This window comes from Streptomyces sp. DSM 40750, assembly GCF_024612035.1.
Taxonomy (GTDB): Bacteria; Actinomycetota; Actinomycetes; order Streptomycetales; family Streptomycetaceae; genus Streptomyces.
Genome location: NZ_CP102513.1, coordinates 1049196 through 1063909 on the forward strand (window position 1 = coordinate 1049196; position 14714 = coordinate 1063909).

The 14714-nt window shown below is 67.2% G+C and carries 11 protein-coding genes and 1 pseudogene; 4 read left to right on the forward strand and 8 right to left on the reverse strand.

Translation table 11 applies throughout. The features are described from left to right. Positions 1–70 precede the first annotated feature (70 nt). The 4 genes and pseudogenes from mhpA (at position 71) to JIX55_RS04950 (ending at position 4655) form a co-directional block, all read left to right on the forward strand. Positions 71–1627: a bifunctional 3-(3-hydroxy-phenyl)propionate/3-hydroxycinnamic acid hydroxylase MhpA gene (gene mhpA, locus JIX55_RS04935; RefSeq protein WP_257561994.1), complete on the forward strand. Its 1557-nt coding sequence runs from the start codon at positions 71–73 to the stop codon at positions 1625–1627. Beyond that, on the forward strand, positions 1624–2724 hold the full coding sequence (locus tag JIX55_RS04940) for an alpha/beta hydrolase family protein (protein WP_257561995.1): 1101 nt from the start codon (positions 1624–1626) through the stop codon (positions 2722–2724). The genes mhpA and JIX55_RS04940 overlap by 4 nt, the downstream gene beginning before the upstream one ends. A gap of 8 nt (positions 2725–2732) precedes the next feature. Continuing rightward, positions 2733–3602 (forward strand): dioxygenase family protein, encoded by an 870-nt coding sequence (locus tag JIX55_RS04945; RefSeq protein ID WP_257561996.1) that lies wholly within the window; start codon positions 2733–2735, stop codon positions 3600–3602. Further along, a pseudogene (locus tag JIX55_RS04950) lies at positions 3599–4655 on the forward strand (maleylacetate reductase). Before JIX55_RS04945 ends, JIX55_RS04950 begins: the two are co-directional and overlap by 4 nt. A 252-nt stretch (positions 4656–4907) precedes the next feature. Here JIX55_RS04950 and JIX55_RS51360 read toward each other — a convergent pair. The 8 genes from JIX55_RS51360 to JIX55_RS04995 all read right to left on the reverse strand — a co-directional run bounded on the left by JIX55_RS51360 (position 4908) and on the right by JIX55_RS04995 (position 14687). Beyond that, positions 4908–5030 carry a hypothetical protein gene (locus JIX55_RS51360; RefSeq protein ID WP_443046374.1) on the reverse strand — a complete coding sequence of 41 codons (123 nt, stop codon included), beginning with the start codon at positions 5028–5030 and terminating at the stop codon, positions 4908–4910. 141 nt (positions 5031–5171) lie between these two features. Beyond that, a complete protein-coding gene (locus tag JIX55_RS04960; protein WP_257569216.1) occupies positions 5172–5798 on the reverse strand; it encodes an NAD(P)-dependent oxidoreductase in 627 nt (208 codons plus the stop codon). A gap of 155 nt (positions 5799–5953) precedes the next feature. Next, positions 5954–8779, reverse strand: a complete 2826-nt coding sequence (locus JIX55_RS04970) for a SpoIIE family protein phosphatase (protein ID WP_257561997.1) — start codon at positions 8777–8779, stop codon at positions 5954–5956. A gap of 62 nt (positions 8780–8841) precedes the next feature. Further along, on the reverse strand, positions 8842–9393 hold the full coding sequence (locus JIX55_RS04975) for an SMP-30/gluconolactonase/LRE family protein (RefSeq protein ID WP_257561998.1): 552 nt from the start codon (positions 9391–9393) through the stop codon (positions 8842–8844). A gap of 298 nt (positions 9394–9691) precedes the next feature. After that, a complete protein-coding gene (locus JIX55_RS04980; RefSeq protein ID WP_257562000.1) occupies positions 9692–10165 on the reverse strand; it encodes a lipocalin-like domain-containing protein in 474 nt (157 codons plus the stop codon). Between the two features lie 893 nt (positions 10166–11058). Continuing rightward, complete coding sequence (locus JIX55_RS04985; protein ID WP_257562001.1) at positions 11059–11802, reverse strand: SDR family oxidoreductase; 744 nt, start codon at positions 11800–11802, stop codon at positions 11059–11061. Positions 11803–12078: 276 nt separating this feature from the next. Continuing rightward, positions 12079–13092, reverse strand: a complete 1014-nt coding sequence (locus tag JIX55_RS04990) for a zinc-binding dehydrogenase (RefSeq protein ID WP_257562002.1) — start codon at positions 13090–13092, stop codon at positions 12079–12081. 827 nt (positions 13093–13919) lie between these two features. After that, on the reverse strand, positions 13920–14687 hold the full coding sequence (locus JIX55_RS04995; RefSeq protein WP_257562003.1) for an SDR family NAD(P)-dependent oxidoreductase: 768 nt from the start codon (positions 14685–14687) through the stop codon (positions 13920–13922). Between the last annotated feature and the right edge of the window lie 27 nt (positions 14688–14714).

A 14714-nucleotide genomic window follows, 5' to 3' on the forward strand; every position in this document is an offset into this window, starting at 1 on the left:
CGAGCCGCGCCCCTCTCCCTTCCCACCACGACCCCTCGCAGCGGCGCGGGGCTGTCTCTGGAGGTGTCGGATGGCTCCGCACTATGACATCGCCGTCGTCGGCTACGGTCCGACCGGACTCGCCGCGGCGTCCCTGCTCGGCCGGCTCGGCCACCGGGTGGTGGTCTGCGAGCGCTGGCCCGGTCTGTACGGGCTGCCCAGACTCACCCACATCGATGACGAGACCGCCCGCACCATCCAGGCGGCCGGCGATGTCGACGAGGCTTTGCGTGACTCGTCGATGTGCCAGTACGTGTGGGTCAACGGCAAGGGCGAGAACCTTGTGAACATCCCGGCGAACCCCAACGGCCCGATGGGGTATCCGGATCACATCTCCATGTACCAGCCGGATGTGGAGAGCGCGATCGACAAACGGCTGCGCGGTTACGGCACGGTCGACGTCCGTCAGGGCCGGGCGGTCACCGGCCTCGACCAGGACGACGACGGTGTCACCCTGCGTCTGCGCGGCTGGAACGCCGACGCCATGTGTGTGGACGGACCGCACGACAGCGTCCGGGCCCGCTATGTGATCGCCGCCGACGGCAGCCGCAGCGGGATCCGTGAACTGCTCGGCGTGGAGCGCCAGGACTTCGCCTTCAACGAGCAGTGGGTCAACGTCGACACCGAGTGGCTCCGCCCCCCGCCCCCGGAGTTCGCGTACGGCACCCAGTACTGCGATCCCGCGCGCGGGCACATGACCATCAACATCGGCGCGACCCGCCAGCGCTTCGAGTTCGCGCTGCTGCCGGGCGAGACCCGCGAGGAGATGACCACTCCGGAGACCGCCTGGCGCCTCCTGCGCGAATACCACGACCTCGGCCCGGAGGACATGCGGATCATCCGGCAGCTGGTGTACGGCTTCGAGGCACGCATCGCCACCCGCTGGCGGACCGGCCGGGTCCTCCTGGCCGGCGACGCCGCCCACACCATGCCGCCTTACCTCGGCCAGGGCGCGTGCAGCGGCATACGCGACGCCACCAACCTCGCCTGGAAACTCCACCTCGTCCTCGGCGGCCAGGCACCCGATGCACTCCTGGACACCTATGAGAGCGAGCGCCGCCCGCACGTCACCGCCCTCACTCACGCGGCGATCGGCCTCGGCAAGGTCGCCAACACGCACGACACCGAGGCCGCCGCGGCCCGGGACGCGGCCTTCTTCGCCGGCAAGGTGCCCCCGCCGCCCCCGTTCCCACCGCTGAGCGGCGGAGTGCTGCGCAAGGAAGTCGGCACGCCGGTCGGCACCCTCACCCCCCAGGGCCGCATCCGTCTGGCCGACGGCCGCACCGAACGCCTCGACGACCTGACCGGATACGGCTTCACCCTGGTCGCCGCCGAGGATCCCGCCGATGCCCTCGGGCCTGAGCGGCTCGCCCGGCTGGAGCGCCTGGGCTGCGCCGTGGTCGCCCTCGACACGGTCGACGACCTCGACGGACGGCACCGGGAGTACCTCTACCTGCTCGGCGCGGTCGCGTATCTGGCGCGCCCCGACTTCGTGCTGTTCGGTACGGCGGTCGACAGTGCGGACCTGGGCGCGCTGGTGGACGACCTCGACGCCGCGCTGTCCGGAACGGTGGGAGCAGCCGTATGACGACCGGAGATCCTGGAGCGGGGGCCGCGCTGCCCCCGCTGGTCGCCGCCCAGCACCGGGCCATGCCCTTCACCCGGCTCACCGACTGTGGCATGGACCCCGCCGACGCCCGACGGCTGCTCGCCGACACCACCGCCGGAATCCCGTGGCAGGATGCCGCCGCGACAGTCGCCGACGGACAACTGGAGCGCGCGCGGTCGGCGGAAGCCGCGGGGCACCGTACCACCGCCCGGCAGGCGTACCGGTTCGCCTCCGCGGCCCTGATGTTCGCGCAGATGGCGTACCAGAGCGACACCCCGGAGAAGCGGGAGCTGTACGCCCGGCACACCGCCGCGACCGCCGCTCTCGCACCCGAGGCGGAGCGCGTGGAGATCCCGCACCGAGACGGCGTCCTCGGCGGCTGGCTGTGCCTGCCGGACACCGCCCCGCCCCGGGCCACCGTCATCGTCTGGGGCGGCCTGAGCGGCTGGGGAGCCGCATATCTGCGCCTCGCCGACGCGTACACCGCACGCGGCCTGGCCTGCCTGCTCGCCGAAGGGCCAGGCCAGGGCGAATCGCGGATGCGCCACGGGCTGTACGTCGACGAGCACGTCACCGACGGCTTCGCCCGCTTCGTCGACCTGGTCGAGGCCGATCCCCGCCTCGACGGTGGCATCGGCGTCCAGGGCGTCAGCTTCGGCGGCCTGTTCGCCGCCCATCTGGCCGCCGCCGATCCGCGCATCGGCGCGGTGGTCGTCAACGGGGCTCCCGCGGTCCCGGCCGTCCCGGAATTCCGTACCGCCCGCGAGCAGATGGCCGCCGTGGTCGGCACCGACGACCTGGACCGGGTGGCCGAGGTCATGGGCGGCCTGCGCTTCGACCCGTACAAGCACCGCATCACCTGCCCGCTGCTCCTGCTGCACGGCGGTGAGGACCCCCTCGCCCGCTACGAGGACCAGGAGCCGTTCCTGCGCGCCGCCGACCCCGCCACCTCCACTGTGCGGATCTGGCCCGACGGCGAGCACACCCTCTACAACCACGCGGCCGAACGCGACGCACTCACCGGTGACTGGTTCACCGACCACCTGGTCAGCTCCCCCCACACCGCGAATCGCTAGGACTACCCATGGACTTCACCGTCGAGACCGCCACCGACGCGGTGGTGGGGAGCTTCCGGGAGACCAAGGACCAGCGGCTGCGGCAGGTGATGGAGAGCCTGACCCGCCACCTCCATGACTTCGTGCGGGACATCGAACCCACGATGGAGGAGTGGGAGGCCGCGATCGGCTTCCTCACCGCCGTCGGCCAGACGTGCGACGACACCCGCCAGGAGTTCGTCCTGCTCTCCGACATCCTGGGCGTCTCCATGCTCGTCGAGACCCTGAACGGTGCCGAGGCGGGAACCGAGAGCACCGTCCTCGGCCCCTTCCACATGACCCAGTCGCCCCGCCGCGAGCTCGGCGACTCCATCGACCTGTTGGGCACCGGCCGCCCCTGCGTGGTGTCCGGCCGCGTGCTCGCCGCCGACGGCTCTCCGCTGCCGGACACCGAACTCGACGTGTGGCAGTGCTCGGAGGACGGTTTCTACGACGTGCAGCAGCCCGACGTGCAGCCGCCGGGCAACGGCCGCGGACTGTTCCGCACGGACGGCGACGGCCGCTACTGGTTCAGCACCGTCGTCCCCTCCCATTACCCCATCCCCACCGATGGTCCCATCGGCCGCCTCCTCGAAGCCACCGCCCGGCACCCCTACCGGCCCGCCCACATCCACTTCATCGCGCGGGCCGAGCACCACCGTCCGGTCACCACGCACGCGTTCGTCGCGGGCAGCCCCTACGTCGACTCGGACGCCGTCTTCGCGGTCAAGCGGGGCCTGATCACCGACTTCACCGAGTCCTACGACACGCGGGACGCCGAACGTCTCGGCGTGACCGTGCCCTTCACACATGCCGAGTTCGACATCGTCCTGGCCCCGGAAGTGCAGCCGACGCGATGACCTCCACCTACGAGGCCCTGCCGATGCGGGTCGTATTCGGCACCGGCAGCCTGCGACAACTGCCCGAAGAAGCCGAGCGCTTGGGCCTGCGGCGGGTCCTGGTGCTCGCCGCACCAGGCCGACGCGCCCTCGCCGAGCAGGCCGCCACTCTGCTGGGCGAGGCGTACGCCGGGCTGTTCACCGAGGCCCGGACGCACGTGCCGGCCGAACTCGCGGAAGCGGCCCGAGCGGTCGCGCGCGACACCGGCGCGGACGGCTGCCTGGCCGTCGGCGGCGGCTCCGCCATCGGCCTGGGCAAGGCGATCGCCCTGAGCTCCGGCATGCCCGTCATCAGTGTGCCGACGACGTACGCCGGCTCGGAGATGACCACCGTGTGGGGACTCAGCGAGGACGGGCGCAAACGGACCGGCCGCGACCGGTCCGTCCTGCCCCGCAGCGTGGTCTACGACCCCGAACTCACCCTCGGCCTCCCCGTGGACGTGTCGGTGACCAGCGGCTTCAACGCTGTTGCCCATGCCGTGGAAGCCCTGTACGCGCCCGACACCTCGACGATCGTGTCCTTGATGGCCGAGGAAGGGGCGCGCTCGCTGGGCGCAGCCCTGCCGATCATTGCCGCCGACCCTTGCGACCTGGGGGCCCGCACCGACGCGCTGCGGGGGGGCGTGGCTGTGCGGGGCGTGCCTGGGGGCCACGACCATGTCGCTGCACCACAAGCTGTGCCACATCCTCGGCGGCACCTTCGACCTGCCGCACGCCGCCACCCACACCGTCCTGCTCCCGTACGTCGCCGCCTTCAACCTCCCCGCGGCACCGGCCGCCGAACAGGCCCTGCGCCGAGCCCTGGCCACCGACGACGTGCCGAAGTACCTCGCACAAGCATCCGCCGAACTCGGCGCTCCCCGTTCTCTGGCGGATCTGGGCCTCACCGAGCGCGACTTCGACGAAATCATCATCCAGGCACAAGCCCGGCCCTACGCCAACCCACGACCGGTCACCGCGGAAGCTCTCCGCTTCCTCCTCTCGAAGGCCCTGAAGGGAACCCTCGCACCCTGACCGGTCCCAGACGCGCCTGCGCGCTCTCACGGCTTCTTTGTCACAACAGGACATGTGACCGGGCTCGCTAGTTGACACCAGGCCACGCTCACGAGCTGCACTGATGCCAAGTAGCTTCAGCGGCCGGAGCCGCAGAATCAGCGAAATAGTTGGCACTTTGGTACAGCGCAGGTCATGAGGCGCGTGTCGCCATAGCGGGGCCAGAGACCTCCGGCGGTGACAGCCTTTGCGATCAGGTCCGAGAAATACCCGTCAGTCGCGGCGCAGCGGCCGTCCGCCGCGCGAGCCCTTTCGCAGGGGGGCGGCCTGGCTGTCGGTCTTCTCCGGGATCGTGTGGCTGATGCCCCGTTGCCGCAGGTAATCGCGGCAGTCCATTGCTGTAAGCCTTGTCGCCCGCCAGGCTGTCGGGCTTCTTGCGCGGCCTGCCCGGACCGGTCCTGGGGACGCGGATCCCCTCCAGCACCGGCTCGAACAGGGCCCAGTCTGCCCGCCGTCCAGCCTCCGCTTCCAGGCAGCTCAGTGAAGTCGGGCGATAACGTCTGGATTTGCGCAGTGCGCGAGTGGCTGGCCTTGCAGGAATCTTGCTACTTCCGAGGCCACGATGGAGGCGGCGTTGAAGGCGGTCTGTTTGCTGGCGCCGGCCAAATGGGGCGTCATGACGATGTTGGGGGTCGTCAGCAGGCGGGAGTTGGCGGGGATCGGCTCCACCGGGAAGACGTCGAAGGCCGCGCCGAAGAGCCTTCCGGCGTCCAGGGCGTCGCACACGGCGTCGTAGTCGACGAGGGACCCGCGGGCACAGTTGACCAGCACGCCGCCCGCGGGCATCAGGTCGATCATCTGCCGGGAGATCAAACCCTCGGTTTGCGGAGTCGCGCGGGCGTGGACGGTGACGAACGTGGAGCGCCGCATGAGGTCCGCCAGGTCGGTGACCTCCGCCGGTGACACGTCGTCCGGACGGACAAAGGGGTCGGCGACGAGCACGTGGGCGCCGAAGCCGCGCAGGATGCGGGCGACACGGGAGCCGATGGCACCGTATCCGACGATGCCGACGGTGCTGCCTTCGAGCTCCGAACGAACCGCAAAGGGGGCCGCTGACGGGACCGAACCCGACCGTGGCAAGCTGGGGGCGAAGATGCACCTCATCACGGATCGGACGGACTGCCCCTATTACTCGGCATCTCCGACACCGACATGCACGACAGCCTCACCCTGAAACCGCTCGTGCACGGAATCCCGCCCATCCGGTCCCGTCACGTGCCACGCGGTCGCGCCCTGCCAAGCTTCACGCGGACAAGGAGCTAGGGCACGGCAGGCAGCGCCTGCTCAGTCCAGATGCACTTCCCTGTCGCCGTGAAGCGGGTGCCCCACCGCTTGGAGAGCGCAGCGACGAGCTGCAGCCCGCGCCCGCCCTCGTCGGTCTCCGTAGTTCGGCGGATGCGGGGCGTGGTCAGGCTGCCATCGGAGACCTCGCAGATCAGGTCGGCGCTGCGCAGCAGGCGGAGCTGTACGGGGCCCTTGGCGTGCCGTACGACGTTGCCTACGAGCTCGCTGGCGAGTAGTTCAGTGCTCATCGTCAGATCGTCCAGCTTCCACGCGGACAACTGCTCACGCACGTGTTTGCGGGCTTCGCCCGCCGCCTGCGGGGCCTCGGGGAGGGCCCAGGAGGCGATCTGGTCGGCAGGCAGGGCGTGGAGGCGGGCGACGAGCAGGGTGGCGTCGTCGTCAATGTCCTGCTCGTCGGCGGGTAGCAAGCCGGCGATGAGGGTGTCACAAATCCTGTCGAGGCCGCTGGTGTGGGCGGTACCCAGGAGCCCGGTGAGGAGAGTCAGGCCGTCGTCGATGTCGCGCTGGGAGGACTCGATGAGGCCGTCGGTGTACAGCACGAACAGGCTGCCGTCGGGCAGTGTCAGCTGTGTCGTCTCAAACGGGGGCCCGGCCACGCCGAGCGGGGGGTCGGGGGCAGATTCGGAAATGAGCACGCTCCCGTCCGGATGAACCACGGCCGGCGGCGGGTGTCCGGCTCGGGCGAAGGTACAGATCCGGGTGGTGGGGTCGTAGATCGCGTAGAGGCAGGTGGCGTAAGAGTCGTCGCCGAGGCCACTGACGATGTCGTTGAGGCGGCTCAGGATCTCGTCGGGGGACAGTTCGAGGTCGGCGAGGGTGTGTACGGCGGTGCGCAGCCGTCCCATAGTGGCTGCCTCGGACAACCCGTGTCCCATCACGTCGCCGACGACAAGCGCGACCTGGTCGGCGGACAGCGGAATGATGTCGTACCAATCGCCGCCGACCTCCATACCGTGCCCGGCGGGCAGATAGCGAGCGGCGGGCGTGCAGGCGGGCAGAGCGGGCAGCGCGCGGGGAAGCAGAGCGCGCTGGAGTTCCTGGGCTCGGGTGTGCTCGGAGTCGTACAGTCGGGCCCGGTCGAGGGCCTGCGCAACCAGGCCGCTGATCGCCGTGAGCAGGGTACGTTCCTCGCCGGTCAATCGGCGCGGATGATCGAAACTGATCACGCAGGCGCCGAGCAGTCTCCCGGAGGCGGTCAGCGGCAGGAAGGCCCACGATTCCTTGCCAGCCTTGTGGGGCAGGTCGGCCCGGCCCGGATAGCGCGCCGCGTACTCCTCCGCCGAGGAGATGAACACGGGGGCCCCCGAGAGCAGCGAGTCCCAGACCGGTGTGGCCTCATGGAACGGGGAGCCGTTCAACCGGTCCAGGAACTCCTGGGGGTAGCCGACGGCTCCGACGTTGTACGCCCGGTCGCCCTCGATGGCTTGCATGACCAGGCCGACGGCGCCGAACGGCGGCAGCACCCGCCGGGCGACCGCGTCCACCACGTCCCGTGAGGTCGTCGCCTTGGCGAGAGCCGTCGTCAGCTCGGCGATTCGAGCGGACCGCTCTGCGGCGGCGTGTTCGGCGGCTTCCCGCTCGGCGTCGCGTTGCCGCTTTTCGGTGACGTCGGTGAAATAGCAGATGGTGCCGTCCGGCACCGGGACTAGCCGCAGGTGGTAGAAGCGTCCGGTGCTGGGGATTCGTATGTCGAAGCCCGCGGGGAGTGACGCGGAGGCGTTTCGGCAGCGGTCCTCCAAGTCGTGCAGCTGCCGTACGCGGGGCAGCTCCCACAGAACTCGGCCGAGCAGCTCTTGCTCGGAGGAGCCGAGGGTGCGCTCCGCTTCCAGGTTGGCGTAGACGATCCGCCAGTCGCCGTCCACGGACAGGAAGCCGTCGCTCATGTGCCGCAGGGCACGGGCGAGTGCGTTCCGGGCGGAAGTCGGCTCGTCGACACCCCACGCCCCGCCGATCATCCGGAGAGGTTCGCCCTCGTCGTCGAGAACCACTTTGCCGCGACTGTGGGTCCAGCGGTACGTGCCGTCCTGGAGACGGACCCGGAATTCGGCCTCGTACAGCGTATGGTCGTGGATCGACTTCTGGACCGCAGCGAGCATGAACGGCACGTCATCGGGGTGGACAGCTTTCATGAACGTCTCGATACGAGGCACGAACTGCGCGGGGTCCACGTCGTACAGAGCCATGGTGGCTTCGTCCCAGTGCAACTCACCGGACTGGATGTTCCAAACCCATGAGCCTACCTGGACCTCCTCCAGCGCCTCCCGGACTCGAGCGCTGCGCCAGAGCTCCTGAAGCGGTCGGGCAGGTGGCAGTGCCTGGTCCATCCGTTCCTCGACCCAAGCCATCACGGCCCGCAGGAAGTCCCACTGTTCACCGGTCGGCTCGCCGCCGTCGCCCGTCAGGAGGGTGAGCGCGCCGACGGTCCGCATTTCCCCGGATATGGGCACGGCAGCCATGCCCGTATCAGGCCAGGCGCTCGCTGATGACTCGCTCGCGGATGACTCGAGGCGGGCGATGGGCACCCATGCGGCGCTTCCCTGGCGTACGGCGAGGGCCGGGGCGGTCGTCCCTTCCTGTCCGACGATCTCCCATGCCCGAGTGAGGACCGGGGGTAGCCCGTTGGCCGACACGAGGCGTAGCGCGGACATGGGGCCACTGAGGTGGACCATTCCACCCAGGGCACCGAGCTCCGCTACCACGTGGTGGAGGGCCAGCCGGAAGACCTCGTTCTCGGCTGCTCCCGCATCCGTGGCTGCGAGCAGTTTGAGCCGTGCCTTCATACGACTCAGATTACGCAATTTGACATGAAAGGGATGAGTGAGTGGGGTCATGCGCTCTCCACCTACGCGGCCGTGAACCGGGCGCGATCCCGTCGTGAACTCGGTGAGCCACCAGCGAACGACCATGATCCGGCCCAGTCATCGGTGCCCGCGGCCAGGCTCAACGGAGGACGAACATATACGACACCTACCACGTTGATTCCGGGCTTCATCTTTACTGAAGGATCGCGATGGCACGAGGGGCGCATCTGGTTCTCCGACAGCTTCCCGTCGCCCGTCAGGTCGAAGGCCCCGATGCGATCGCCGAAGGTCTCGTCCACAGGAAGGACGTCCTCCGAGGTGATCGCGCAGCCGTTGAGGAACCAGAGGCCGGTCGTCACCTCGGTGATCGTCCCGTCGGGATCGACTCGGTGCAGTGCGGCCAGCTTCATCGGCTCGCCTTCATAGAGGTCGAAGCCGAAATTACCCAGGCCCACGCGGCCCTGCGAGTCCACGACGACATCGCCGAGGAGTCCGACGGCATGCCCGTCAGAGCGGCAGGTGACCGGCGTGCCGTACGCCGGCGGGCTCGGGACGCAGCACCATGGCGATGCCCTGCATGATTCCCATAACATCGCCGCTGGGTGCCGGCCCGCCCGGGAGGTTTCCTATTACCTCGCCTTCGTCCACGCGATTGCTTTCAGACCGCGAAAAACCCGAGTTGCCGCCTGGAGCAGTACAAAGTCCGTCGCTGCTTCGGCTGGTACCGCCACATCACACGCCAGCGCCTCTTGGACGTTGCCAGTTCCCTGGTAGTCCGAATACCGCGCCCCGGACATCAACTCCACTGACCGCCCAGACACCAGAGAGTCCCCGGCAGAGAACTGACGGGGACTCATGAACGATCGAGGCTGGTGAGCGAATCCTATCCGATCAGACGCGCTTATAAGTGGCGCGCCAGCCTTCTGCCGGATTCGGCGGTGTCAGGACGAGCGTGTTGCCCGATACTCGGAACGCGCGCGTCAGGCTCTGCCCGATGAGGTCACGCGCCAATGACGACTGGACGGTCACTACGAAGGTCCTGGCGGATTTGCTGATGGTGAAATTCCCATAGAAGGCTTCGTACCCGTTCTTCGTGTACGGCGTGTCCGGAGCGTTGGCGTCGGGGTTCATCGCCTGCACCGACATGGTGCCGGACTTACTGAAAACGATCTGGCCGGAGTAGGGCACAGGTTGGAGGTTTCCCTCAGTGCCGACTTCCAAAGATGTCATACGCCACACACCAACAAGGGAACCCGTACCGCGCTCAGTCGCGCTGGCCTGAGCGAACAAGGGTACGGATACCAGGAGAGCAAGCGCTAGAGCTAGCGCCAGCCAGAGCTGCGGAGCCCTGAGTTTTGTGGTCATACTTCGTCGATCTCCTCAGACTTCTCAGATGATGCAGGCGGGGAGTAGTCGATCCCCGTCATTCGTGAACATGCGACCCCGCACAAACCGCCCGGAGACGACGGAGATCCCAGATTGCGGTTGTGGTGCACCGATTGCCCCGGTTGTCAAGGCATGGAATACCTCCCGCAATGCAGCGGCGGTTCGGATGCGTCGATCGGTGGGACACGCCTGGCCGTAACCGCTGACATATAGAATTCCCCCGCAGAGGGATTCGCCGCCCGGTTACGACGAAAGAATCGCATCGCCCACTCTGTCTTCGGAAGGGAGAGTTTCCTCCCTGGATGTTTCAATCCCTGCAAAGAACAGCATGAAGACGGGCAAACTGCCAGGAAAGTGCAACTGTCAAGACCATGCCATTGGGTGCGGCGCCGAACCACGAACCGCCTGGATGCCCGCGCTCGGGCTGACCGGCCCCGTCTGCGGGACCCCCGCCGACTCCGCCTGCGTCGATTGTCCGCCGCCCAACTGATCGCCACCTGACGCCTCAGCACCCTCCGTCTCACAGCCCACTGACCCTGGACCGTGTGATCACGAACGACCAGGGTCGGCCACCCACCCCGCCGAACCCCGGCCGCCCAGAGCTCCCCCGTCCTTGCGAGCAGCATCGCCCTGCCGGGGCCGTGGAATCCGGCGCCCATCCGACGCGACAGACGGGCCCCTCAGCTTGCCCATCGACCGAACAAAGCCAAACAGCCCGCCAGTTGAACCGACGAGCCGTCACAGATGTCGAGCTCAGTGGGCCCCTCTCGCGGTGGGGGCGATCCAGTACTCCAGCAGGACTTTGCTGTCTAGCTCGACAACGCCTCCGGGACGGCTTGAGGATGCTGGGTCGCCAGTCCTCTCTCGGCCGACTACCAACCGCCGTCGACCTGAATGTTCTGGCCAGAGATCAGGTCCGACACCGAAGTCGACAGGAATACAGCTGCGTTGGCGATGTCAACGGCCTCGATTCGGCGCTTGATACTTTGATTCTCGAGGATCCACTGATGGTACTCTTCGCGCTTTTCGCCTCGGTCCCGGAATTCAGCCTCCGAGACGACGGCACCAGGCGAGATGCCGTTCACGTTGATCAGGTATTCGCCGAGCTCGCGGGCGAGCCCTTTGATCAGGCCGTACATGGCCCCCTTGGAGGCGATGTACGGCACATAGCCGTCCCATCGACCTGTCAGGGTCAACGAGGTGATGTTGACGATCTTCCCGTAGCGCTTCACCTTCATCTGCTTGGAGCAGACACGCGACAGGACGAAGGCGGCAGACGAGTTCACCCGAACCTGGTCCTCGTATTCCTGGATGGTGAACTCATCGTGCTGCTTGAAGATGACCAGCGCCGCATTGTTGACCAGCACGTCGATTCCGCCGACCTCGTCGGCCAGCGCTGCCACATTGGCCTCCAGCCCGGCCAAGTCGTTCAGATCGCAGCCGAAATAACGCACGCCCTGAGCAATGCCGTCCAGTACCTTTTGCGGATCGGGCGCGTCCGGCCGATCCAGCGCGATTATGCTGGCACCCTCTTCGGCATAGCGGGCGACCAGCGCCTGCCCAATTGTGCCGAGGGCGCCAGTGATGAGGACATTCTTCCCGGAGAGTTCAGGCACGCGACCTTCCATTCTCTTTTCCCTTTCTGTACATCACGTCGACTGACGCGACTCTGGTTAAATTGTCCGAACAAATGCGGAAGCTGCGCTGATTGATAGCGATGCAAATCCACTACGGAAATGCATTCTGCGGCGCTACTACGGCTCGCACGCTGCATCGACCACATTGTTACCAGCTGATGGGAAAGCGGTCACCACCACACGAATGCCCGCGGAGCGTCGCCGACAATCGTTGATCAGCGCAGCCGGTCATTTACAGTTCTCTTTGCGGCGTTACTACGGGATGAAGGCGCCCTTGCCCGACGTCTGCTTGTCGAACATCTCATAGGCGTCCGCGTAATCAGTGAGCTTCCAGCGCTCAGTGAAGAGTTCATCGACATTGACGCCCCGCTCGACGACGAAGTTGGCGCAGGCTTCCATCGCCGGGATGGACATCGTCCACGAGGTCGTCGCGGTGATCTGCTTGTACAGGTGCTCGGTAAGGTCGAAGTGGATGGTCGAACCGACTCCGACCCAGCAGGCGGCACCCCACAGGTCCAACACGTGCAGCGCAGCTTGCGCGGCGGATGACGCGCCCGAGGTCTCCAAGCTCTTCGAGACGCCACGGCCGCCGGTGACATCGCGGACGGCGTCGGCGACCGACTCCACCTGCGCGGGGTTGATCGTCCGCCACGCACCGAACTCGTGCGCCCGTTTCAGGCGGGCGGGCGAGATGTCCAGGGCGACCACGCGGGCACCCATGGCGACGGCGAGCTGGGTGCCGGCCAGTCCGACCGGGCCTTGGCCGAAGATGGCGATGGTGTCGTCGCCAGTCAGGTTCAGGCGCTTGAGCGCCCCCCAGGCCGTTCCCGTGCCGCAGCTGATGGCCGCAGCGGCCAGGTACGACAAACCGTCAGGCATGGGCAGGATCGCACTGAACGGCACTTTGACCAGGTCGGCGTGCGATCCATGTGCGGTGTTGCCCATGGCCACAGCTCCGTTGCGGCACATCTGAGTCCAGCCGGCGTGGCACTGGTCGCACTTGCCGCAGCCGAAGTAATGGTGAACCATGACCGAGCGGCCGAGCCAGCTTCCGGGAACCTCTGAGCCCGCATCGGCGATCACGCCGGCGGGTTCATGGCCAGCGATCTTGCCGTGCGTCCCGCTCCCGGATCCGCGGTACATGTGCAGATCAGACCCACACATACCCGATGCCTCGATCCGGACGACGACCTCATTGGGCCCCGGCGTCGGGTCCGGATAGGTCACCAGTTCGAGTTTACGCTCGCCTCGAAACACGATCCCTTGCATGCCGCTCCTAAGGATGCGCTGCGATCGACAGGGTCGTTCCCGACCGTAGTTAAAGATTTTGCATGCTACGACTCTGTCAGACAATAGTCAGGCTGTACCTAGCTTGGCAAGCCTTTCCCCTCATGCTCAGCACCAGTCGGCGATTTCAACCCGCGGTTGAGAGGGCTGTGCAGTCAGCGACTGACGGGCGCGACATGATCTTGGGGCTGGTCACGTTTCGACTGCGTCCGTCCGGACCTGGAAACGTTGCCGCCCAGTGGCGAGATCGCTGCCAACTTGCGCCCCCTGTGGGCCCGGAGCGGTTGAACTGCGTGTGCGGTCGATGGCGCCGACCGAGTAGCTCAACGCTGCCACGAGGCCGCCACGCGAAGGGTGTAACAGCCTCGCCGAGCTGGACGGGCCTCATCGAGGCGAGGTTCGTGAGGTCCTGCGGCCGAGGTATCCCGCAGCCTGCCCTGCATGATGCCAAGGCTGGGCGCCTAGTTCATCGCCGCAACGGGCAGCGACCTGGACGCATTCGGCAGTGCTGACCGGCTGGATGGCTTCGTGCCGTACGCCGCGTGGATCTCACGGATGGGGCACGGCCAGCCGCTCCAGCAGCGCGGACCTCATCGGATCCGGCCTCAGGTGCGCACGGAGTTGGCCAGGGGCAGGCCGGATCAGCGTAGACGCGTCGGTACGCACGGTCTTCCACGAATCGCGGGGCGTGCCCCTGATCTTGGAAGCACGTACCGAGCTGGGCGCCACCGAGCCGACAAGGCCGCCACGCACCGGGCGTCACACGACTACACCGGAGCGCCGTTCTCGGGGCCATGCCTCCATGTCGGTCACACGTGCCGGTTCCATCCGCCGTCGACATAGATCCGCTGTCCCGTGATGTACCCGGCCAGCGGAGAGCACAGGAAAGTGATGAGGTTGGCCGCGTCGGCGGGATCTCCGAAGCGCCCGGTTGGGATTTCCCGCTCGAGCCAGTCCTGCTGATCCTTCTCGGTAGGGACGAACTGAGGGATGAAGTTGTTCTTGATCTGGTCGGTCAGCAGGTAGCCGGGCGAGACGCAGTTGACAGTCACGCCGTCCTTTGCCACCAGGCGGGAAAGGCCCTTCGCCCACATGAGCACGGCCGCCTTGGATGTGAGTGAGCCACTCACATGCTGCGGCTCCGATGTCGCGGTGAGATTGACGATTCGTCCGAACCCCCGTTCCCTCATGCCCGCGATGAAGGGCGTGGTGAGTTTTCTTGGAGTCGTGAAGTTGAGACGGAACGCTTCGCTCCATTCCGCCTCAGTGGTGTCCAGGTCGAACGGCCGAGCCTGCCCCAGGTTGTTGACGACGATGTCGACGCCGGCGAACTCGTCCATGAGTGTCGCTGTGACACGGCCAAAGGCCCCGTCATCGAGGAGGTCGTCAATGATCAGCACGGGCGCCGGACCACCCTCCGCTCGAATCTCGTCGGCCAACGCCTCGAGTTCGGGGGCTCGCCGTGCGACCACGATGGTCTGTACTCCCTCGCGGGCCAGCGTCTTCGCGGTCTCTCGCCCGATGCCCGCGCTGGCTCCCGAGATCAGGGCTGTCTTGCCTTTCAGGCTCAGATCCACAGTGGCTCCTGTTTCCGTCCGCTTCGA